Annotated in this window: 17 protein-coding genes and 1 pseudogene; 6 read left to right on the top strand and 12 right to left on the bottom strand. The window is 68.8% G+C overall.

Annotated features, from left to right (window positions below; genetic code table 11):
* Positions 1 to 67: 67 nt before the first annotated feature.
* Positions 68 to 1,291 (bottom strand): acetoin utilization protein AcuC, encoded by a 1,224-nt coding sequence (locus AB4Y91_RS01575; RefSeq protein ID WP_441416829.1) that lies wholly within the window; start codon positions 1,289 to 1,291, stop codon positions 68 to 70.
* 102 nt (positions 1,292 to 1,393) lie between these two features.
* Here AB4Y91_RS01575 and AB4Y91_RS01570 point away from each other — a divergent pair, with 102 nt between their 5' ends.
* Together AB4Y91_RS01570 and AB4Y91_RS01565 are read left to right on the top strand one after the other, a co-directional pair.
* On the top strand, positions 1,394 to 2,827 hold the full coding sequence (locus AB4Y91_RS01570; protein ID WP_441416828.1) for a TrkH family potassium uptake protein: 1,434 nt from the start codon (positions 1,394 to 1,396) through the stop codon (positions 2,825 to 2,827).
* A 40-nt stretch (positions 2,828 to 2,867) separates the two neighbouring features.
* Positions 2,868 to 3,506 (top strand): potassium channel family protein, encoded by a 639-nt coding sequence (locus tag AB4Y91_RS01565; RefSeq protein WP_175321539.1) that lies wholly within the window; start codon positions 2,868 to 2,870, stop codon positions 3,504 to 3,506.
* 34 nt (positions 3,507 to 3,540) lie between these two features.
* Here AB4Y91_RS01565 and AB4Y91_RS01560 read toward each other — a convergent pair whose 3' ends face one another.
* The 9 genes from AB4Y91_RS01560 to AB4Y91_RS01520 form a co-directional block, all read right to left on the bottom strand.
* Positions 3,541 to 5,058 carry an FAD-dependent oxidoreductase gene (locus AB4Y91_RS01560; protein ID WP_441416827.1) on the bottom strand — a complete coding sequence of 506 codons (1,518 nt, stop codon included), beginning with the start codon at positions 5,056 to 5,058 and terminating at the stop codon, positions 3,541 to 3,543.
* Positions 5,059 to 5,133: 75 nt separating this feature from the next.
* Entirely contained in the window at positions 5,134 to 5,718 is a 585-nt protein-coding gene (locus tag AB4Y91_RS01555) for an HhH-GPD-type base excision DNA repair protein (RefSeq protein WP_441416826.1), read from the bottom strand.
* A 56-nt stretch (positions 5,719 to 5,774) separates the two neighbouring features.
* Positions 5,775 to 6,608 (bottom strand): pyrroline-5-carboxylate reductase, encoded by an 834-nt coding sequence (gene proC, locus AB4Y91_RS01550; RefSeq protein ID WP_441416825.1) that lies wholly within the window; start codon positions 6,606 to 6,608, stop codon positions 5,775 to 5,777.
* Between the two features lie 247 nt (positions 6,609 to 6,855).
* Positions 6,856 to 7,197, bottom strand: coding sequence for a YciI family protein (locus AB4Y91_RS01545; protein ID WP_441416824.1), 342 nt, complete (start codon positions 7,195 to 7,197; stop codon positions 6,856 to 6,858).
* Between the two features lie 185 nt (positions 7,198 to 7,382).
* Positions 7,383 to 8,402 (bottom strand): Ppx/GppA phosphatase family protein, encoded by a 1,020-nt coding sequence (locus AB4Y91_RS01540; RefSeq protein WP_441416823.1) that lies wholly within the window; start codon positions 8,400 to 8,402, stop codon positions 7,383 to 7,385.
* 91 nt (positions 8,403 to 8,493) lie between these two features.
* A complete protein-coding gene (locus AB4Y91_RS01535) occupies positions 8,494 to 8,943 on the bottom strand; it encodes an SseB family protein (protein ID WP_441416822.1) in 450 nt (149 codons plus the stop codon).
* A gap of 130 nt (positions 8,944 to 9,073) precedes the next feature.
* Positions 9,074 to 10,099: a type IV toxin-antitoxin system AbiEi family antitoxin domain-containing protein gene (locus AB4Y91_RS01530; protein WP_441416821.1), complete on the bottom strand. Its 1,026-nt coding sequence runs from the start codon at positions 10,097 to 10,099 to the stop codon at positions 9,074 to 9,076.
* 139 nt (positions 10,100 to 10,238) lie between these two features.
* Positions 10,239 to 12,977, bottom strand: a complete 2,739-nt coding sequence (gene topA / locus AB4Y91_RS01525; RefSeq protein ID WP_441416820.1) for a type I DNA topoisomerase — start codon at positions 12,975 to 12,977, stop codon at positions 10,239 to 10,241.
* A gap of 169 nt (positions 12,978 to 13,146) precedes the next feature.
* Positions 13,147 to 13,809 (bottom strand): ArsR/SmtB family transcription factor, encoded by a 663-nt coding sequence (locus AB4Y91_RS01520; protein WP_441416819.1) that lies wholly within the window; start codon positions 13,807 to 13,809, stop codon positions 13,147 to 13,149.
* A gap of 78 nt (positions 13,810 to 13,887) precedes the next feature.
* Between AB4Y91_RS01520 and AB4Y91_RS01515 the strand changes: the two are divergent.
* Positions 13,888 to 15,096 (top strand): annotated as a pseudogene (locus tag AB4Y91_RS01515) (MFS transporter); the annotation flags it as partial.
* A 96-nt stretch (positions 15,097 to 15,192) separates the two neighbouring features.
* Here AB4Y91_RS01515 and AB4Y91_RS01510 read toward each other — a convergent pair.
* Together AB4Y91_RS01510 and AB4Y91_RS01505 are read right to left on the bottom strand one after the other, a co-directional pair.
* Positions 15,193 to 16,830, bottom strand: a complete 1,638-nt coding sequence (locus AB4Y91_RS01510) for a DUF7059 domain-containing protein (protein ID WP_441416818.1) — start codon at positions 16,828 to 16,830, stop codon at positions 15,193 to 15,195.
* A 73-nt stretch (positions 16,831 to 16,903) separates the two neighbouring features.
* Positions 16,904 to 17,659 (bottom strand): MerR family transcriptional regulator, encoded by a 756-nt coding sequence (locus AB4Y91_RS01505; RefSeq protein WP_441416817.1) that lies wholly within the window; start codon positions 17,657 to 17,659, stop codon positions 16,904 to 16,906.
* 198 nt (positions 17,660 to 17,857) lie between these two features.
* On the opposite strand from AB4Y91_RS01505, the gene AB4Y91_RS01500 reads away from it, so the two are divergent.
* The 3 genes from AB4Y91_RS01500 to AB4Y91_RS01490 are packed head-to-tail and all read left to right on the top strand — an operon-like array spanning position 17,858 to position 19,504.
* Positions 17,858 to 18,313, top strand: coding sequence for a hypothetical protein (locus AB4Y91_RS01500; RefSeq protein ID WP_441416816.1), 456 nt, complete (start codon positions 17,858 to 17,860; stop codon positions 18,311 to 18,313).
* A gap of 40 nt (positions 18,314 to 18,353) precedes the next feature.
* Positions 18,354 to 18,902, top strand: coding sequence for a hypothetical protein (locus AB4Y91_RS01495; protein WP_441416815.1), 549 nt, complete (start codon positions 18,354 to 18,356; stop codon positions 18,900 to 18,902).
* Between the two features lie 59 nt (positions 18,903 to 18,961).
* On the top strand, positions 18,962 to 19,504 hold the full coding sequence (locus AB4Y91_RS01490) for a hypothetical protein (RefSeq protein WP_441416814.1): 543 nt from the start codon (positions 18,962 to 18,964) through the stop codon (positions 19,502 to 19,504).
* Positions 19,505 to 19,521 lie beyond the last annotated feature (17 nt).

The following is a 19,521-nucleotide window of genomic DNA, read 5'->3' as shown; positions in this document are numbered from 1 at the left end:
ACGCCGGATGGCATCCACTAATTACGGGCGCCTGCGCAGCCCTCGCCCGGCAGCCCGGAACCGCCGCCTAGTCGAACCAGGGATCCAGTCCGTAGAGCGGGAAAACTTCCTTGCGGGTGGCCATCACGGTGCGGTCCACCTCGTCGTTGGGGTCGAACCCGACCTCCCAGGAACGCCACCAGAGATCGACGTCGTCGCCCATCACCGTAGGCGGTTCGACGCCGTACTTGGCTCCATATTTTTCTTGCACATATTGCCGCCAGTCCTCGGGGACGGCGGTCCGCAGCGGGACCGGGCGCCCGGCGGCGATCGCGATCAGGTGGGTCCAGGAGCGCGGGACCACTGTGATCACGTTGTAGCCCCCGCCGCCGGTGGAGATCCAGCGGTTCTCGCAGTAGCGGGCCGCGAGGTTGCCGATCGCCGTGGCGGCCTCCCGCTGGCCGTCCACGCTGATGTTCAGGTGCGTCAGCGGATCCAGGCGGTGCGAGTCACAGCCATGCTGGCTGACGATGACCTCCGGCTCAAAGGCTCCCACCAACTGCGGAACGATCGCGTGGAAGGCCCGCAGCCAGCCGGCATCTCCGGTCCCGGCCGGGAGCGCCACGTTCACGGCGCTGCCCTGGGCGTTCGGGCCGCCGATCTCGTTGGCGAACCCGGTGCCAGGGAACAGCGTCAGCCCGGTCTCGTGCAGCGAGATCGTCAGCACCCTGGGATCGTCCCAGAAGATGCTCTGCGTTCCGTCTCCGTGGTGCGCGTCGACATCGACATACACCACCCGTTGCACGCCGCCATCGAGCAGCCGCTGGATGGCCAGGGCGGCGTCGTTGTAGATACAGAAGCCGCTGGCCCGCTCGCGGGAGGCGTGGTGCATGCCGCCGCCGAAGTTCACGGCCCGGACCGCGCTGCCGTCCAGGATGGCGGCGGCGGCCAGCAGGGAGCCGCCGGCCAGCCGCGCGCTGGCCTCATGCATGCCGGCGAAGGCCGGGTCGTCTTCGGTGCCGAGGCCGCGTTCCAGATCCGGGGTGTCCGGGTCCGCACTGACGCGGCGGACGGCGGCGACATATTCCGCGCTGTGCACGGCACCCAGTTCCTCGTCGGTAGCCACCGAGGGTGCCGCCACGCTGACGTGGTCCAGGTCCAACAGTCCAAGGCTCCGGGCCAGCCGCGCGGTGAGCTCCATACGTTCGGGCGCCATCGGGTGGCTGTGGCCGAAGTTGTACGCCGTCATGGCGGAGTCCCACACCACCGTCGTCGGCAGGGCGGTCTGGGCGAGTCCGGGCAGGAAGGTCATCAATCACAGGCTACCGGAGCGCACCGCCCCGATCCCCGTCGTTGCGCGGAATATAGTGGTTTACTACTGAAGGACGCCGTTTCAACCGAGGACAAGCCGCACATGACGCAAAGCCAGTCGAGGTCACCGAGCCCGGCCAGCTGGCACCCCGGCCAGCCGGAGCGCGAGGGCCTGTGGATCTTCACCCGGCTGCGCGACTTCGTCGACGACATCGCCAACACCTCCCCGGCCCGCCTGGCCGTCTCCGCCTTCGCCGTGGTCGTCCTGATCTTTACCGTCCTGCTCACCCTGCCCGTGTCCTCGGCGACCGGGCAGGTGACCCCGCTGCACCAAGCCCTCTTCACGGCGGTGTCGGCGGTATGCGTGACGGGGCTGACCGTTGTGTCCACGGCGGTGCACTGGTCCTTCTTCGGCCAGCTGGTGATCCTGGTCGGCATCTTCGTCGGCGGCCTCGGGACCCTGACCCTGGCGTCGCTGCTGGCACTGATGGTCAGCAAGAAACTCGGTGTGCGCGGCAAGCTCATCGCGCAGGAGGCCATGAACAACGCGGGCCGCCTCGGCGAGGTGGGCACGCTGCTGCGGATCGTCATCGTCACCTCCGTGGTCATTGAGGCGGCCCTGGCCGCTGCCCTGGTTCCGAGGTTCCTGGCACTGGGCGAAAGCGTCGGCCAGTCATTCTGGCACGGCGTATTCTACTCCATTTCGGCGTTCAACAACGCCGGCTTCACGCCCCATTCGGACGGCATCGTGCCGTACGAAACCGACCTGTGGATCCTGATTCCGCTGATGATCGGCGTCTTCCTTGGCAGCCTCGGCTTCCCGGTCGTCATGGTGCTGCAGCAGAACGGCCTGAACTGGAAGAAATGGAACCTGCACACCAAGCTGACCATCCAGGTCTCGCTGATCCTGTTGGCCGCGGGCACCGTGCTCTGGGGGCTGATGGAGTGGGAGAACCTGCGCACCATCGGCGGCATGAGCCTGGGCGACAAGATCACGCACTCGCTTTTCGCCTCCGTGATGACCCGCTCGGGCGGCTTCAACCTGGTGGACCAGAACCAGATGGACTCCACCACCATGCTGCTGACCGACGCGCTGATGTTTGCCGGAGGCGGCTCGGCCTCGACCGCCGGCGGCATCAAGGTGACCACCATCGCGGTGATGTTCCTGGCCATCATCGCCGAGGCCCGCGGCGACGCTGATGTGAAGATCTACGGCCGCACCATCCCGGAGGGGACCATGCGGGTGGCCATCTCGGTCATAGTCGCCGGCGCCACCCTGGTGGCGGTCTCGGCGCTGCTGCTGCTGCAGATCAGCGGCGCATCGCTGGACCGGGTGTTGTTCGAAACCATTTCAGCGTTCGCCACCGTGGGTCTGAGCACCAACCTCAGCGCAGAGCTGCCCCCGGCCGGCGTCTATGTCCTCACCGTCCTGATGTTTGCCGGCCGCGTCGGCACCGTCACCCTCGCCGCTGGGCTGGCCCTGCGCCAGCGCAGCCAGTTGTACCACTACCCGGAAGAGAGACCGATCATTGGCTAGTTCCTCAGGCGCCGTCAACCGTCCCGCCCACAATGCGCCCGTGCTGGTCATCGGGCTTGGCCGCTTCGGCGCGTCCACCGCAGAACAGCTGGTGAAGCAGGGCCGCGAGGTGCTGGCCATCGAACGCGACCGGAACCTCGTGCAGAAATGGGCCAGCGTGCTGACCCACGTGGTGGAGGCCGACGCGACCAACATTGACGCCCTCCGCCAGCTCGGCGCGCAGGAGTTCAGCTCCGCCGTCGTGGGCGTGGGCACCTCCATCGAGTCCTCGGTGCTGATCACGGTCAACCTCGTGGACCTCGGCATCGAGCACCTCTGGGTCAAGGCGATCACGCCCTCGCACGGCAAGATCCTGACCCGAATCGGCGCCAACCACGTGATTTACCCGGAGGCCGACGCGGGGGTCCGGGCCGCGCACCTCGTGTCCGGCCGGATGCTGGACTTCATCGAGTTCGACGACGACTTCGCGATCGTGAAGATGTACCCGCCGCGCGAGACCGTGGGCTTCACCCTCGACGAATCGAAAGTGCGCTCGAAGTACGGCGTCACGATAGTGGGCGTGAAATCCCCGGGCGAGGATTTCACCTACGCCCGGCCCGAGACCAAGGTTTCCGCGCGGGACATGCTCATTGTCTCCGGTCACGTGGACCTGCTGGAACGGTTCGCCGCAAGGCCGTAGCAACGCTCCCCCGTGCCGGCGGCCGTCGCCGGGCCTAGAGGCCTCGGTGGCTGGAAGAAGTGACGTCCGGGGCGGGGCCGGCGGCCAGGTTCCTTGTGGCCGGCCCCTGGGTGACGGTGCCGTCAGTGCTGAACCGGGAACCGTGACAAGGGCAGTCCCACGTCACGTCCGTCCGATTGAACTCCACGGTGCAGCCAAGGTGCGTGCAGACGGCCGAGACCGCCTGGATGCCCCCCGTGGGACTGACGTACACGGCAGTTTTGGCGCCGTGGACGTCCACCACCTTCCCCTCTCCCGGGGCCACCGACGCCGGAACAGCGTCGGCGCCGGAAACCTCCTCCGCCGGGCTCGACCGCCCCGCCTGCGCGGCTCCGCCGCTTCGGTTGCTGTCGAACACCGCGGCCCACGGGTTGGCGGTGCCGCCCAGCGTGTCCCGGAGGATCAAGGCGGCGGCAGTGCCGTTGGTGAGGCCCCATTTCCGCAGTCCGGTGATCACGTGGACATGCCGGGACTCCGGAGCCATGCGGCCCACGTACGGCAGCCCGTCGGCAGGCATGGCGTCCTGGGTGGACCAGCGGAACGCGATCTCCCCGGCGCCCAGGCGGTCGCGGGCAAACGCCGCCAGCCGCCGGTATCGTTCGGCGGAATCAACGCTTTCGGTGGCCGGGTGTCCTTCGCCGCCGGCCAGCACGTAACTGGTACCTTCGACGTCGACGGTCAGGATCGAGCGCATCGGCTCATCAACGCTGACAAAGGTTGCGTCCAGCGGAGCAACTGGGCTCTTGCCGGCGACGACATACGAGCGGTGCGCGTAGCATCGCCCGGCGTAGAGCCCGCCGTCCCCGAACGGCAGGTTGGTCGCCACGATGATCTCCTTGGCCCGGACTGATCCCCGTTCCGTAACCACCACGGCCGGAGCGCCGTCGCGGAAGCTCGTAGCAGGCGACTGCTCAAAGACGAAGCTGCCGTTCCCGTCCACGGCACGGGCCAGACCCTGCACATACCTGAGCGCATGGATCTGGGCCTGGCCGTCGAACCGGACGGCGCCCCGGACCGCGAAGGGCAGCGGCACCTCTGTCGTGAAGGAGGCCGGCAGCCCCAGCCGAGCGGCCAGCGCCGCTTCCTCCCGGACCAGCGCAAGGGCCTGCACGGATTCGGCGTAGGTGTAATTGGCCACCCGCCGGAAGCCGCAGTCGATTCCCTCCGCCGCCACAACGGCCGCGACGTGTTCAATTGCCGCCTCGTTGGCCTGCCCATAGATGCCAGCCGTGGAATCGCCGTGGCTGGCCGCAAGGTCGGAGTAGGCAAGCCGGTGCAGTGAGGTGACCTTGCCCGTGGTGTTCCCGGTGACGCCGGTGCCCACCCGCGCCGCCTCGAGCACGGCCACCGACTGGCCCGCCCGTTTCAGGGCCAGCGCGGTGGTCAGTCCTGCGATGCCGCCGCCAACCACTGCAGCGTCCACGTCCAGGGACGCGTCGAGGGGCGCGTACGTTGCGGTTCCGCCGGTGGCAGACCAAAGGGAGAGTAGCCGTCCTGCCGCCTGTTCAGTCACGGTCCCGACCTCCACGCACTAGGTTCCCTCCGCCGTCGGGCGCGTCCCGGCGTCGCTGGCTGAGCTACCGCGGGGTCAGGGCCCGGCGGTCTTCGCAGTCTTCGCGGCGGCCTTGGCTGCCTGCTTGCTGGCCCGCACCTTGCTCAGCGACTCCGGATCCACGATGTCAGCGACGGACAGGAAGGCGTTCTCCTGTCCATAGTGGCCGGCGGCCTCGCGCCAGCCTTCGGCCTGGAGCCCGCACTGCTTTCCCAGCAGCGCCAGGAAGATCTTCGCCTTCTGCTCGCCGAATCCCGGCAACGCCTTGAGCCGGCGCAGCACCTCCTGCCCGTCGGGCCCGCCCTGCGTCCAGATGGCCGTGGCGTCGCCGTTCCAGTCAGTCTGTACCGTCTCAGCAAGGGCCTGGACGCGGCCGGCCATTGATCCGGGGAACCGGTGGACGGCCGGGCGCTCCTTGAACAACTCGACGAACCCTTGCGGATCGTAACCGGCGATCGCGGCGGGGTCCATGGACCCGAGGCGCGTCCGGATCTTTTCCGGGCCGGCAAAGGCCGACTCCATGGTCACCTGCTGGTCCAACAGCATGCCGGTGAGCAGGGCAAACGCGTCGTCGCTGAGGAGTTTGTCCGCTGCGGGATCCCCTGTGATGTGCAGTTCCATGGGTCCTATCCTGCCACCCGGTCCGGGCTGAGTCATGGGTTGCGACCGCGTTCCGGCTAGCCGAGCTGCCTGGTGATTTCGGCGGCCCGCTCGGCGGCGGCCCGGGCGCCGTCGGCGATTATCGCCGGGAGTCCGCGCTCGTCGAAGGTGGCGATCGCCCGTTCCGTGGTGCCGTTCGGGCTGGTCACTGCCTTGCGCAGCGCCGCGGGGTCGGCGCCCGGCTCGGCCAGCATGAACCCGGCGCCGGCTACAGTTTCGCGTGCCAGCAGCAGCGAGAGCTCGGCGTCCAGTCCCAGTTCTGCCCCGGCGGCCGCCATTGCCTCGGCCAAGTAGAAGGCGTAGGCCGGGCCGGAGCCGCTGATCGCGGACAGCGCATCCACCTGTTCCTCGGGAATCTCGACGACGGTGCCGACGGCCGCGAAGATGTCCTTTGCCTGCTGCAGTTGCTCCGCCGAGCAGTGCTTACCGGCCGAGACGGAGACGACGCCGCGGCCAAGCCGAGCGGGCGTGTTCGGCATGGCGCGGATCACCGGCTGTCCGGCCGGGAGCGCCGCTTCCAGCTGCTCCAGCGACACCGCAGCGGCAACGCTGACCACGATGGCGTCCGGCGAGAGCGAACCGCTGATCTCCCGGGCCAAAGCGGCGATTCCCACCGGCTTGACGCCCAGCACCACGACGGCGGCGCCGGTGGCGGCCTGCGTGTTGTTCTCCGGCTCTTCTTCGCCGGCGATGGCCGTGATGCCGTGGTGCCGCTCAGCCAGTTCGGCCGCCCGACCAGCCCGGCGCACCGTGGCGACAATGTCCGCGGGGTCCGTGCCGCCCGCGATCATGCCGCCCATGATTGCCTCGTTCATTGACCCACAGCCCAGGAATGCGATTCGGTTGCTCATTCCCCCATCATTGCAGTCCGGCCCGATTCACAGCCAGCTCACATCCTGGGCGCAGCTTGCTCACAAAATCGGGGATTAGCGTAGGTACTACCTCATTGAGGGTGCGAGTGATGATAGGCAGTCATGCGGATGTCTGCCCGGCACCGGTGGGCTGTAGCGGGTTTCCCCCATTTTCCCGTTCCAGACCGCCGGTGCCTTCGCCGTTTAACAGCCCCGTAAGCAGCACACCGGTCCGGCTGGTGCTGGGCTAGTGCTGGATAGGCCGCACTTCGATGGGAAGGGTGGTGGCTCGGGTCAGCCGCCCGGCCCAGCCGAGGGCGGCGTCGAGGTCCGGTGCCTCAATAACGGTGAATCCGCCAAGGTGTTCCTTCGCTTCAACGAATGGACCGTCAGTGATGAGCAGCTCGGTGCCCTCCGGTCGCACGACCTTTGCGGTGTCGGTGGGGTGGAGCCCCGCGGCGAAAACCCAGGCGCCGGCCGCCTTCATTTCGCGGTTCAGGGCCTCCAGGTCCCGCATGATGGGTTCCAGGACTTCCGGGGCGGGGGCCGGGCCGACGGGCTGGTAAACGCTGAGCAGGTACTGGGCCATGGTGCTGTCCTCCTTGACGATTGGGCCGGTTCCTTACCGGCCTCTCACCTTGTAGACGAACGGCGTGCGTCCGGTTCGACACCTTGCTGCCGGAATTATCGGTTCGGAGCGAAAACCGTCCACCCGTCACCGGCCGACCGATGTTGCGTTGCGCCTGTCACGTGGCGCCTGTTACGGAGCGCTTGTTACGTGGCGCCAGGCCCGTCCGCGTCCGGTGACTGCGGCTCGGCGGGCTCGTCGGCCCGGGCTACGTGGGGCGCGGGCTGCAGCGGCCCCTCAAAGACCAGCTGATCCAGCCGGCGGAGGATCAGACCTTCGCGGAGGGCCCAGGGGCAGATCTCCAAGCTTGGAAACTCAAACATTTCGAGGGCCGCTTCCGCCACCAGCGCGCCGGCCAGAAGCTGGTGGGCGCGGGCTTCGGAGACACCGGGAAGATTCAACCGGTCCTCCACCTCCATGGCCGAGATGCGCTGCGCCCACAGGCCCAGGTCCGTGGCAAACAGTTCCCGTTTGACGTACGGCCCGGCCCCGCTGGGGGCGGCCCCGGCAATGCGGGCCAGCGAGCGGAAGGTCTTGGAAGTGCCGGCCACGTGGTTGGCCTTGCCCAGCTTCGCGAAGTCCCGCACCACGGGCTTCAGGGTGGTCCGGATATAACGGCGAAGCTCCTTGACGCTTTTGGCCGAGGGCGGGTCCTCCTGCAGCCAGTCACGGGTGAGCCGGCTCGCACCGAGCGGGACCGACGTCGCCAGTTCGGGCAGCTCGTCCTCCCCGTAGGCCATTTCGAAGGAACCGCCGCCGATGTCCAGGTTCAGCACGGGACCCGCGCCCCAGCCGTACCAGCGGCGGACGGCGAAGAACGTCATCGACGCCTCTTCGCTGCCGGTCAGCTCCCGGAGCGTCACGGTGGTTTCATGCTTGACCCGGGCCAGGACGGCGGACCCGTTGGTGGCCTCGCGGATCGCGGAGGTGCAGAACGCCAGCAGGTCCTCGGCCTTGTGTTTAGCCGCGAACTCCCAGGCTTCGAGGACGAACTCGATCAGTTCATGCTGGCCGGCGTCGTTGATGTTGCCGTCCACGTCGAGGAACTGCACCAGGGAGAGTGGGCGCTTGTGCGAGGCGAACGGGACCGGGCGCGCGCCGGGGTGGGCGTCCACAAGGAGGAGGTGGACAGTGTTGGACCCGATATCGAGGACGCCTAGCCGCATGCTGCCATTATTCTCCCCGGAGGGGCTGTGCCCTAACCGGGCGCAGTGGCGAGACCTCGCGCCGTGGCCCGTCCCGTTTAGGCCCGGGCGCTTAGGCCCGGCTGTCGTCCTGGGCCGAGTCCGGCTCCTGCTCGGACGGCTTGAAGTCCCGGCGGATGTTCGCCACGCCCTCCGGGTCGATTTCGAAGCCGTAGACGGCGCCGGGGTTGATGACCATACCCAGCTGGTCGCCGAGGTTGCCGATGATTGCCGAGCCCTGGGTGCCGAGCACGTTCGGCGCGGCGGCGAGGAACTGTTCGGCCACACGGCTCGGGTGCGAGAAGACGGCCAGCACGGGCTCTCCCGCAGCGTTGGCGAGCACCAGCGGCTCCACCTGGGAGTCCGGGCCGTCGATCGTGTCGGAGCTGACGATGTAGACCTCGTTGTTGAGGAAGGACAGGATGACCTCCACCGGGTTGGCGTCCGGCTGCTCCCCCCGGGCGAGCTTCTCTTCGAGGTCGTTGAGCGGCTGGAGATCCATGGGTTCTGGCTGTTCAGTCATGTTCCTACTCGATCACGTCACGCCCCGGTCCGCAATTCCTTCCTGGGCGCCCGGCCGGTTCGCGGTCTCCGTCCACGCTCGCGGTACTGACACCGCGAGCCCGGCTCAATGCCGCGAGCAGACGGCAATCTCAGCGCCCGAGCACCTGAAGCAGCCTCGTCTTCAGCTCGTGCTCGCGGAACAGGTCCCGCCATTCGACCCGGATGAACCTCCAGCCCAGCTCCATCAGTGCCTTCTCGCGGCGCCGCTCGGCAAAAATGGCCTCGGCAGTGGGGTCATAGTCGAAGTATTTGCCGCGGCCATCAAACTCCATCGCCACCAGCCGCTCCGGCCATGCGCAATCCAGCCTGTACGTACCGAGCCGCGTCCGGACCTCGAACTGGAGCTGCGGAGCAGGAAGCCTCAGCCGCCGGACCAGATCGCGGAGTAGCGTTTCACCCGGCGACTCGGACAGCGGATCCGCATGGGCGAGCACCTTCTTCAACGTCGAGACGCCCGGCGCCCCGCGGAGCCGGGCGCACTCCAGCTCCACCGCCTCCCGCCCGGCACCGAGTCGCAGGGCATGGTCCATCAGAATCAGCCCCTGCGCATAGTTCAGGACGAGGCCGCTGTCCGCGGCCGTTCGGGCCAGCGACGTAACGCGATGCCCGGCCACGTGCACGACGTCGGCGGGAGTCAGCGCACGGGTATGCGCCCGCACGTCGCCCGCGTGGCCACCGGTCGACGGGAGGAACGGCACCGTGAGGTGGATGGTGTCGTCTACTTGCCACAGAAAGAGGCCGTGGAGCCGGGCTGCCGTGGTGTGGCTGAACACGTAGGCGCCCGTTGAGCTTGTCAGGCAGCGGTGGGCGTAGGCCTCGATCCGGCAGCGCGAGGCACCGTTCGCATCGAGTGCTGCCCAGAAGGAGCGGCGGACATAGCAGCCGCGGCGCAGCTTGAGGAGGGCGCCGCCGGCAGCCAGCTGCCGAATTTTCCGTGCGGACAGGCCCCGGTCCAGCAGTTCCTCGGTCCGCCACAGGTTGACGGCTTCGGGAAGCTTTGGGTCCAGGGCTGCTGCCGAAGGTCCCGGGCCCGGCGTCAACGGACGGGCCGACTCAGCGGAACCGGCCCATACAACAGCGAGGGGGTCCTCAGGCTGGGTGGCGGGGTATTCCATGGCGCCAGCCTGCCGCCACCGCTCCCCTTCCGAAAGTCCGCGATGGACCTATGTGCACAACGACTCGCGGGTTCCGTCCGCCGTCGGCGTCTTCTGACGTCGAGCTGGGAAGGAACCCGCGAGCGGGGGCGAAGTGCACCTACTTCTTGGCGGCGGCCTTGCGGGCGGGGGCCTTGCGGGCCGTCGTCGTTCGCTTGACCGGGCCCTTGGCCCGCTTCTCGGCGAGGAGTTCGACGGCGCGTTCCCGGGTCAGTTCCTCGATGGCGGTGCTGCGCGGCACCGTGATGTTGGTGACGCCGTCGGTGATGTACGGGCCGAAGCGGCCTTCCTTCACCACGATGTTCTTCTCCGAGACCGGGTCCGGGCCGAACTCCGCCAGCGGCGGGACGGCGGCGCGGGCGCCGCGCTGCTTGGGCTGCGAGTAGATCTCCAGTGCCTGTTCCAGCGTGATGGTGAAGATTTCCTCCTCCGAGCCGATGGAACGGGAGTCCGTGCCCTTCTTCAGGTACGGGCCGAAGCGTCCGTTCTGCACCGTGATGGGGTTGCCCTCGGCGTCCTGGCCGAGCACCCGCGGCAGGCTCATCAGCTGCAGCGCCTCATCGAGGGTCACGGTGTCCACGCTCATGGAGGCGAACAGCGAGCCGGTGCGCGGCTTGGCCTTGACCGGCTTCTTCGGCGGCTTTGGCTTGCCGTTCTTGTAGTACTCCACCGGCTGGTTGGCGAGCTGCTCCTCGGTCATCTCCGGGATGATCTCGGTGACGTAGGCGCCGTAGCGGCCGTTCTTGGCCACAACGGTGTGCCCGGTGTGCGGGTCCGTGCCCAGCACGCGCTCCTCCGGGGCGGCGGTCTCCATCAGCTCGACTGCCTTGGCGGCGGTGAGCTCGTCCGGAGCCAGGTCCTCGGGGACGTTGGCGCGGGCGGACTCGATGACTTCGCCGGTCTTCGGGTCCACGGTGGGGACGGAGCTCTCCAGGTACGGGCCGAACTTGCCGACGCGCAGCGTGATGCCGTCGGTGATCGGGATGGAGTTGATTTCGCGGGCGTCGATCTCGCCAAGGTTGTTGACGATGCTCAGCAGGCCGGGCTCGGAATCCTGACCGAAGTAGAAGTGCTTGAGCCAGGCGGGTCCGGCTTCCTGGCCGTTGGCGATCTTGTCCAGGTCGGCTTCCATGTCGGCAGTGAAGTCGTAGTCCACGTAGTCGTGGAAGTGCTGTTCGAGCAGCCGGATCACGGAGAACGCGATCCAGCTCGGGACCAGCGCGGAGCCTTGCTTCCGGACGTAGCCGCGGTCCTGGATGGTGGAGATTGTGGAGGCGTAGGTCGACGGGCGGCCGATGCCTTTCTTTTCCAGTTCCGCGGTCAGGGACGCTTCGGTGAAGCGCGGCGGCGGCGAGGTTTCATGCCCGACGGCGACGATCTCCGAAGCGGTCAGCGCGTCGCCCTTGGCCACGTTGGGCAGCCGGCGCGCTTCCTCGGAGTCCTCGTCTCCGCGGCTCTCGTCCTTGCCTTCCTCATAAGCGGCGAGGAAGCCCGGGAAGGTGATGACGGTGCCGGAGGCGGAGAACTCGGCGTCCCGGCCGTCCGCCGCGCCACCCACGGTGACGGCGCCCAGTCGGATGGTCGCCGTGGAGCCCTTCGCATCGGCCATCTGGGAGGCGACGGTGCGCTTCCAGATCAGCTCGTAAAGGCGGAACTCGTCGCCGGAGAGCTGCTTGGCGACCTGTGCCGGGGTGCGGAAGGAGTCGCCGGCGGGGCGGATGGCCTCGTGGGCTTCCTGCGCGTTGGCTGCCTTGCCGCTGTAGACGCGGGGCGAGGCCGGGACGTACTCGGGGCCGTACAGCTCGGAGGCCTGGCGCCGCGCGGCGGTGATGGCCTCGTTGCTCAGCGCATTCGAGTCCGTACGCATATACGTGATGTAGCCGTTTTCGTAGAGCCGCTGGGCCACCTGCATGGTGCTCTTGGAGGAGAAGCGCAGTTTGCGGCCGGCCTCCTGCTGCAGCGTGGAGGTGGTGAACGGCGCCGCGGGACGGCGGGTGTAGGGCTTGGTGTCGACGGAGCGGACGCGGAAGTCCGCCTCCTGCAGGCCGGCGGCCAGGGCGCCGGCGAGTTCCTCGTTCAGGTGCACGACGCCGCGCGAGGTGAGCTCGCCGGCGTCGTTAAAGTCCCGTCCGCTGGCGACCTTGGAGCCATCGACAGCAGCCAGCTTGGCCTTGAAGGAGCCGGATTCCGCGCCGAACTGGCCGGTCAGGTCCCAGTAGGACGCCGACTTGAACGCCATCCGCTCCCGTTCCCGGTCCACCACCATGCGGGTGACGACGGACTGCACGCGGCCGGCGGACAGGCCGCGGGCCACCTTGCGCCACAGTACCGGGGAGATTTCGTAGCCGTAGAGGCGGTCCAGCACGCGGCGGGTTTCCTGCGCGTCCACGAGGTCCTGGTCCACGTCGCGCAGGTTGTCCATCGCGCGGTGGATGGCTTCCTTGGTGATTTCGCCGAAGGTCATCCGGTACACGGGGACTTTGGGCTTGAGGACTTCCAGCAGGTGCCACGCGATGGCCTCGCCCTCGCGGTCCCCATCGGTTGCGAGGTAGAGGGCGTCAGCGCCCTTGAGCTGGGCCTTGAGTTCGGCGACCTTTTTCTTCTTGTCCGGAGACACCACGTAGTACGGCTTGAAGTCGTGTTCAATGTCGACGGCGAACTTGCCCAACGGCGTTTTCTTCAACTCTGCGGGGAGCTCCGAAGGCTGCGGCAGGTCGCGGATGTGACCGATGGAGGCCTCAACGATGAAACCTTCGCCCAGGTACTTGGCGATGGTCTTGCTCTTGGCGGGAGACTCCACAATCACGAGTTTCTTGCCGGTGGGGGCCTTGCTTGGCACGGTGCTCCTACAGAAAAAGGTTGCTCGGGCAGATGCGCCCATACCCGCCTAGTTCACCATATTTTGCAGATTCCCGCGCATCCGGGTGCAAAAGTCAGTCTCCCGGGCACGTCTTGCAAACGTAACGAAGCACCCACAGTTGCGGCCTTCGGGAGCGCCGCGCTGCCGCTTAGGACGCCGGCGCGGCCTTGCCCCGGTCGTCCGGAATCATCGACCACATGGTGGCCATCCGGACAGCCCCCTCGGGCACCCGGTCCGGGTCCTCGAGCTCGTAGTCCCTCAGCAGGTCGAAGAGCCTCTCGTTCAGCTCTCCGGCCTGGGCCGGGGTCAGGTACAGCAGGTTGCTGGCCAGCACCACGGAGGAGGTGCCGTCCACGGCTTCGCCGCGCTGGCGCCGCTCGTCCCGGGTCCTGGCGTAAGCGTTGACGCGCCGGCGGTAGGCGTCCAGCTCCAGGTCCAGCACGGCGAATTCCGGACTGGCCACTCCCCCGCCCGAATTGATGGTGAAGTCGGTGCCGGCGGCTTTCCAGCGGCGTTCGCGGGCATCGCCGGCGGTGGCCGCGGGCACCACGATGCCCCACTTCTGCAAAGCGCGCAGGTGGTAGCTCATGGCGCTCGGGGTGAGGCCGGTCTGGGCGGCAAGTTCGGTGGCGGTCCGGCTCACCTGGGTGGAATACAGCTCGGAAATGACCTCGAGCCGGGCGGCGTGGGCCAGCGCCCGGATCGCCTTCGGGTCGGTGATTTCGACCTTCTTTTCCGGACGCGGCCTGCGCTTGGCGGCCGGAGCGGCGGTCTCGGCGGGGCCGACCGACTTGGGAGTTTCTGCATTCACGCTTTCAGTCTACCGACGCCTGCCAAACTATGAAAGAAATGCTTGACACTACCGACAGGCGCGGGATACCTTGCGGTTATGAAACACATACTTCATAAAGTGCGCGGCGCATCCGGCGAGCCTTCACTTTGGCGCAACCGCGACTTCCTGCTCGCCAGCAGCTCCCGGTTCCTGGCGACCGCCGGCATGGGCGCCGTCGTCGTCAGCGTCATGCTGCACCTGCAGAACGTCGCGGCGGACGGTGCGGCACCGGCTGCCGGCCCATGGCTCGTGGCGGCTTACCTGCTGTGCTCGGCGCTGCCGCTGGTCCTGCTGGCGCCGTGGGCGGGCCGGCTCGCCGACACGCGTGATTCCCGCACGCTTGCGACGGCGTCGTCCGTGGTCAGCGCCGTGGCCGTGGCGGGCATGGGCGTAAGCCTGCAGTACCTGGACAACCACATCCCCGTGCTGTTCGCCATGACGTTCCTGCTGGACGCCGCGCAGGCCGTGGCGGGGCCGACCTGGCAGGCGCTGCTGCCCCGGATCGTCGGAGAGGAGCGCACCCCGAGGGCGATGGGCACCATGCAGGCCACCATCATGATCGCTGGAATGGCGGGCCCGGCCGCGGGGGGCCTGCTCAGCGGCTGGGGCGGCTCGGGGCTGGTGTTTGCGGTCGCGAGCGGCTGCTATCTGGCCATGGGCGCCGGTGCGCTGCTGATCCGCACCCGACGCGGGACCGCGGCCGAGCTGGCCGGCCGGGACGCACCGGCGCTGCTGGATGGCCTGCGGCTGATCCGCCGGGACAGCCTGGTGTGGGCGCTGGTGCTCGGCGCGCTGTTCTTCATTGTCGTCGGCGAGGCCACCAACGTGCTGGAAGTCTTCCTGGCCCGGGGCGAGCTCGGCGCCACCGAGACCCAGTACGGTCTGCTCGCTGCGGCCTTCGGGCTCGGCATGGCGGTGGGCGCGGCGCTGGCCGGACGGATCAAGACGCCGCCGGCCCGGCTGCGTGTGCTGCTCGCCAGCATGGCCCTGACCTCGGCTTTCCTGGCAGTGATGGGGCTGGTGCCCAGCGTGGGGCTGCTGTTCGTGGCCTACACGGCGATGGGCACGGCCTGCGGCGCCCTGAACGCCTGCTTCGGTGCGATCGCGATCCTGCGCATCCCGGAGAGCGGGCGGGGCCAGGCGATGGCGATCATCGGCGGCATGACCCGCGCCGTCTCCATTGCCGCCCTGGCCATCGGCGGCCTGCTCGGCGCACTGCTGCCGGTCCGGCTGAGTTTCCTCATCACAGGGGCGGGCGGCGTGCTCGTGGCCCTCGCCGTCGCCGCCTACGTGCTGCCTCGCTTCGGCCGCGAAGGCGCGGTGCCGCTCGCGGTGCCGGTGCCGGTGCCGCCGTCGTCCGTCTCAGGCGGGGAGCAGGAAGCCGTCGCGCACCAGGTTGGCCACCTCGTCGAGGAGCCCCTGCCGGAACGCCGCGCTGTCATATCCCTCGTAGCCGCCCAGCAGGGCGTCAAGGGCGCCGATGATCTGCCCGACGGAGAGCTCGCCGTCGCACGCTGAGACAAAGCCGGCCAGCTCGGTGCTGAGCAGGTTGGTGCGGCGCAGCCCCGCGCCTTGGCGCAGCAGGATCACGCCGGGGTGTTCGGCGCCGGGACGCTGGTGCCGCTCCTCGGTGACATCGTCGGCCACCAGCAGGTGCGCGGATTCCAGCTCGTGCGCGGCCAGCCAGTCGGCGCGCTCGACGGCGGCGCCCAGGTGCGGGCCAACGGGCTGTTCGATCGGGTAGGTATTCTCCTCAAACCGGGACATCACCGGCCGGGCGCCGGCCGCGGGTCGCCGCAGCCAGATCATCCCGAAGCCGATGGCCTCCACGTTTCGGGACGCGAAGTCGTCCAGGTAGGCGGCATAGGAGTCCTGGTAGAGCCGCCGGTCGCGGGCCTCGGAGGCGTCCCGCAGCCAGGTCTCTGCGTACTCTTCAGGGCTGACCTGCTCGCGCTGGATGAACCAGACGTCTGCGTCCGGGCTGGCCCAGCTTCGCGGCCGGTCGGCCCATGCGGCGCCCGCCGGGATCTCCCAGTTGCCCAGCAGCTGGGCTGTCCCTCCGGGGGCGAGGACCGAGGGGAGGTCCCGGACAAGCGCGGCGACGATGTCATCGCCCGGCAGGCCGCCGTCGCGGTAGGTGAACTGGTCCGAGGCGGTTTCCCCGGCCCCTCGCGGAGTGATGACGAACGGCGGATTGGAGACCACCAGGTCGAATTCCTGCCCCGCCACCGGATCCAGCAGCGAGCCCAGCCGCAGGCTCACCCGGCTTTCCGGCTCGGCGGGGTCCAGGTGCAGCGCCGCCGCGTTCAGCATCAGGTTGAAGCGGGTGAACGCCAGCGCCCGCTCCGAGATGTCGGTGGCAGTGACGTGCTCGGCGTGGTGCAAGAGGTGGAAGGTCTGGATGCCGCAGCCGGTGCCGAGGTCCAAGGCGCGGGCCACGTGCCGGCGGGCGGTGACCTGCACCAGGGTGGTGGACGCCTGACCGATCCCCAGCACGTGGTCATGGCGCAGCACGCCCGGGCGCTGGTGGGCGGCCAGGTCGCTGGCCACCCAGAGCTCGGCCCCGCCGCTGCTGATTGTCTCTTCACCGGCGGCGCCCTCCCAGCCGTACGGCCGCAGATCCACCTTCGCCTGGACCAGGCCCTCCGGGGACGGCTCCACGAGGCCCAGTTCCACCAGGCCCGCCGTGCGGATGCCGGGCAGTGCGGCGTCAAGGGTCCCGGCCGGCTGCGGCTCGGCCAGCAGCCACAGGCGGACGACGGCGGCGAGCGCCGACGTCGTCGTCCCGCCACCGACGGCGGCCTCGGTGGCGATCAGGGCGGGGATGAGCTGGTCCCGACCCAGGGCCGCGTGGGCGGCCGGGCCCAGGAGTTCGGCCACGCCGTCAACCGTGTAGCCGATGGCGCGCAGGTCCGCGGCGAGCGCCTGGAGCAGGTCCGGGAAGTCGCTGCGGGGAGCGTCGGGGGTGTTGCCGGCCGTGAAAAGCGTAGAAGGAGTCACCGGACAAGTTTAGGCGCGGCACAGGTTTAGGTGCGGGCCCGCCGGCCCCCGCCGAAGCGGAGGTGCTGCCGCGTCAGAGGTTCTTGCTCGCGTAGGCCCGCAGCGCGTCCCGCACGAACGCGGCGCCGGCGGCCCCACCGTAGTTCGCGGCGAAACGCGGATCTGCCACGTACATGTCGCCGAGACCGGACACGTATTCCCTCACGTTCCCTCCGCCGGCCGCCGGGGTCCCCGGAATACCGGTGAGCCATTCGACCTGGCGCCGTGCGAGGTCCTGCGCTTCCGGACCGTCCGGGGCGGCACCCGATTCGGCCGCGGCAATCCAGTCCCGGCCCAGCTGCTTGGACCGCTGTTTCCAGGCGTCCTTTTCGGCGGCGCCCATGCCGCGCCACCAGGCGTCGCCCTGCGCATAGGCGGCCGTGCCCCAGCGCCCCTCCACCTCGTCCTTGTACTGCGTATGGTCGAAGCCGTCGAACATTTTCTCTGCCATGGGTTCCCTTCCTGCCTTGATTTCCCTGAGTGTGTGTTGGACCGAGGCGATCTGCCGCGCCAGCCGGTCCTGCTCCTGGCGCAGCCACTTGAGGTGGCCGGCCAGCGCGCATTCGGTCTCCCCCTCGCGGGCGAGCGCCTCGGCGATTGCCGGCAGGCCGAGGCCCAGTTCCCGCAGCAGCAGGATGCGCTGCAGCCGGAGCAGTGCGGCCTGGTCGTAGTACCGGTAACCGTTGTCCCCGGTGCGGCTGGGCTTGAGCAGCCCGACGGCGTCGTAGTGGCGCAGCGTCCGGCTCGTGGTGCCCGCGATCTTCGCGATCTGCTGCACGGACCAGTCCATGGCTGTCGTTCTCCTCAACCCTGGAGCGCCCGGACTATCCGGCCGCTACCCCGAGCCTAAATGTTGACGCGGCGTCAAGGTCAAGGGTTCTTCTCGCCTGGCCCGTGCCGGGGACGAGTGCGGGAGCTGATTGCCGGCTAGCGGCCACGGGACGACGGCGGGGCAGGGACGGCACGCCCCAGCGGGTAAGTTGGAGGCATGCTTTTCGCTCCGCCCTCACCCTCCCGCCCTCGCGCTCTCGGGCGCCTCTTCGCCGCCGCGGCCGGCGTCGCCGTCGTGCTGGGAGCCTCGGCGTGCTCCGCCGGGGGCTCTATCGAATCCGCCGACGTGAACGCTTGGAAGGCCACCGCGTTGCCGTCGGCCAGCGGGATCGTCCTGGCGGACGCCGGCAAGATCCTTAACCGCGATCCGGTCGCCAAGGACGCCAGCGTCCCGGCCGGCAACTACACCTTGACGATGAGTTGCGACGGCGGCGGCAAGGAATTCTTCGAGGTCACCCTCGACGGAAACCACCTCACGGAAGCCGGGGCCGCCTGCAACGGCAGCCGGGAGACCGCCAGGATCAAGGTGCCCGCGGCGGGCACGCTGAAGATCAGCGCTTCGAGCGTGGACGCCCCGCTCATCTTTGCCTACCAACTGGTGGCCGCAGCCTGATGTGACTTGCGCCGGCCGGAAGCGTGGCTAGGCTCGGGGCATGGTTGCTACTGGGGGTAGTCAAGGGGTCCGTGTTTGGGCGCCGACGTTCGCGCTGGCGCTCTGCGCGGCGGTAGCGCTGGCCGGCTGTGAAGTCGCGGACGACGTCGGGCTCCCGGCGACCGACGCCGGGCCATCGGTCCGGTCCGCTGCGCCGCGGCCGCCACTGCCAACGCAGGACGCGGAGCTGGCCGCCGAAGCGGCCAAGAACCTGACGGAAGTTCAGCGGCTCCTCGGTGCCCCGCCCAAGACCGAACTGATGTCGGCTTTAGGCGGGATCGGCTTCCGACAGACCGCGCCGGGCGCAGCCAAGGGCCCGTATACCGTGACAGTGGCCTGCGCCGGAACACCAAACGTACTCCTCACCGTTTCACCGCCTGACCGCCGGCCCGGAACCAGACTGCAGCTCAACGTCACCTGCGGGCGCAGTGTCCAGAAAGCCGTGAAGCTCGAATCGGGGCCGATCACGGTGCAAATCGAGCCGAGCTCAACCGGGGCGGATCCAGGCGCCGCCGTCGGGTTCCGGCTCGAGCGCCGCCCTTCCGCTTAGCAAGCGCGCCGGACCGCCGGGCTCTGGCCCGCCGCCGCGGCCGGGCTTAAAGTCGGAGTATGCCCACCGCGCAGGCAACCCTGCCGCTGCGGTCGCGCGGCATGCTCACCGCCGTCGTGCTGGCCGTTGCGCTGTCCTGCGCCACCGGGCTGGCCGGTTGCGAGTATGAGTACGACGACGGGCTTTCCGCCCGTGATGCGCCGTCGCAGGCGACCACGTTCACCGACGCCGCCCTCCCCCAGGACCCCGGCCTGAACCGGCCGGTGACCGGGCCGGAACTCAAACACTGGGTGACGGAAGTGTTACCGGAAACCCAGGGCCAGGTCTTCCATACCGGCTACGGGCTGCTGGACGCCGGCGCGACGCGCAATGAAACCACCACGCAGCTGCCGAGCGGAACCTATGCCCTGACCCTGGTCTGCCGAAGTACCCGGCGGGTGTCGTTCACCATCGTGGACAAGGCGAGCATTCTGGTGGACTTGAGCCTGCGGTGCGGCACGCCACGGGTCAACGTGGTGCAGCTCGGCGCGGACACGGTGCTGAGGGTCCGGATCGGGTCCCTGGCGCCGGCGAATTTCGCCTACCGCGTGAGCCGGATCTAGGTCAGCGACCAGCCGGC

The sequence above is a fragment of the Arthrobacter sp. YAF16 genome (assembly GCF_052113385.1).
Lineage (GTDB): Bacteria > Actinomycetota > Actinomycetes > Actinomycetales > Micrococcaceae > Arthrobacter.
This window is presented reverse-complemented; position numbering and strand designations above follow the sequence as displayed.

Coding starts and splice junctions, on each gene's coding strand:
- AB4Y91_RS01500 (WP_441416816.1), top strand. CDS start 17,858: ATGCTTTTCGCTCCGCCCTCACCCTCCCGCCCTCGCGCTCTCGGGCGC.
- AB4Y91_RS01495 (WP_441416815.1), top strand. CDS start 18,354: ATGGTTGCTACTGGGGGTAGTCAAGGGGTCCGTGTTTGGGCGCCGACG.
- AB4Y91_RS01575 (WP_441416829.1), bottom strand. CDS start 1,291: ATGACCTTCCTGCCCGGACTCGCCCAGACCGCCCTGCCGACGACGGTG.
- AB4Y91_RS01505 (WP_441416817.1), bottom strand. CDS start 17,659: ATGGACTGGTCCGTGCAGCAGATCGCGAAGATCGCGGGCACCACGAGC.
- proC (WP_441416825.1), bottom strand. CDS start 6,608: ATGAGCAACCGAATCGCATTCCTGGGCTGTGGGTCAATGAACGAGGCA.
- AB4Y91_RS01545 (WP_441416824.1), bottom strand. CDS start 7,197: ATGGCCCAGTACCTGCTCAGCGTTTACCAGCCCGTCGGCCCGGCCCCC.
- AB4Y91_RS01570 (WP_441416828.1), top strand. CDS start 1,394: ATGACGCAAAGCCAGTCGAGGTCACCGAGCCCGGCCAGCTGGCACCCC.
- AB4Y91_RS01555 (WP_441416826.1), bottom strand. CDS start 5,718: ATGGAACTGCACATCACAGGGGATCCCGCAGCGGACAAACTCCTCAGC.
- AB4Y91_RS01530 (WP_441416821.1), bottom strand. CDS start 10,099: ATGGAATACCCCGCCACCCAGCCTGAGGACCCCCTCGCTGTTGTATGG.
- AB4Y91_RS01535 (WP_441416822.1), bottom strand. CDS start 8,943: ATGACTGAACAGCCAGAACCCATGGATCTCCAGCCGCTCAACGACCTC.
- AB4Y91_RS01540 (WP_441416823.1), bottom strand. CDS start 8,402: ATGCGGCTAGGCGTCCTCGATATCGGGTCCAACACTGTCCACCTCCTC.
- AB4Y91_RS01490 (WP_441416814.1), top strand. CDS start 18,962: ATGCCCACCGCGCAGGCAACCCTGCCGCTGCGGTCGCGCGGCATGCTC.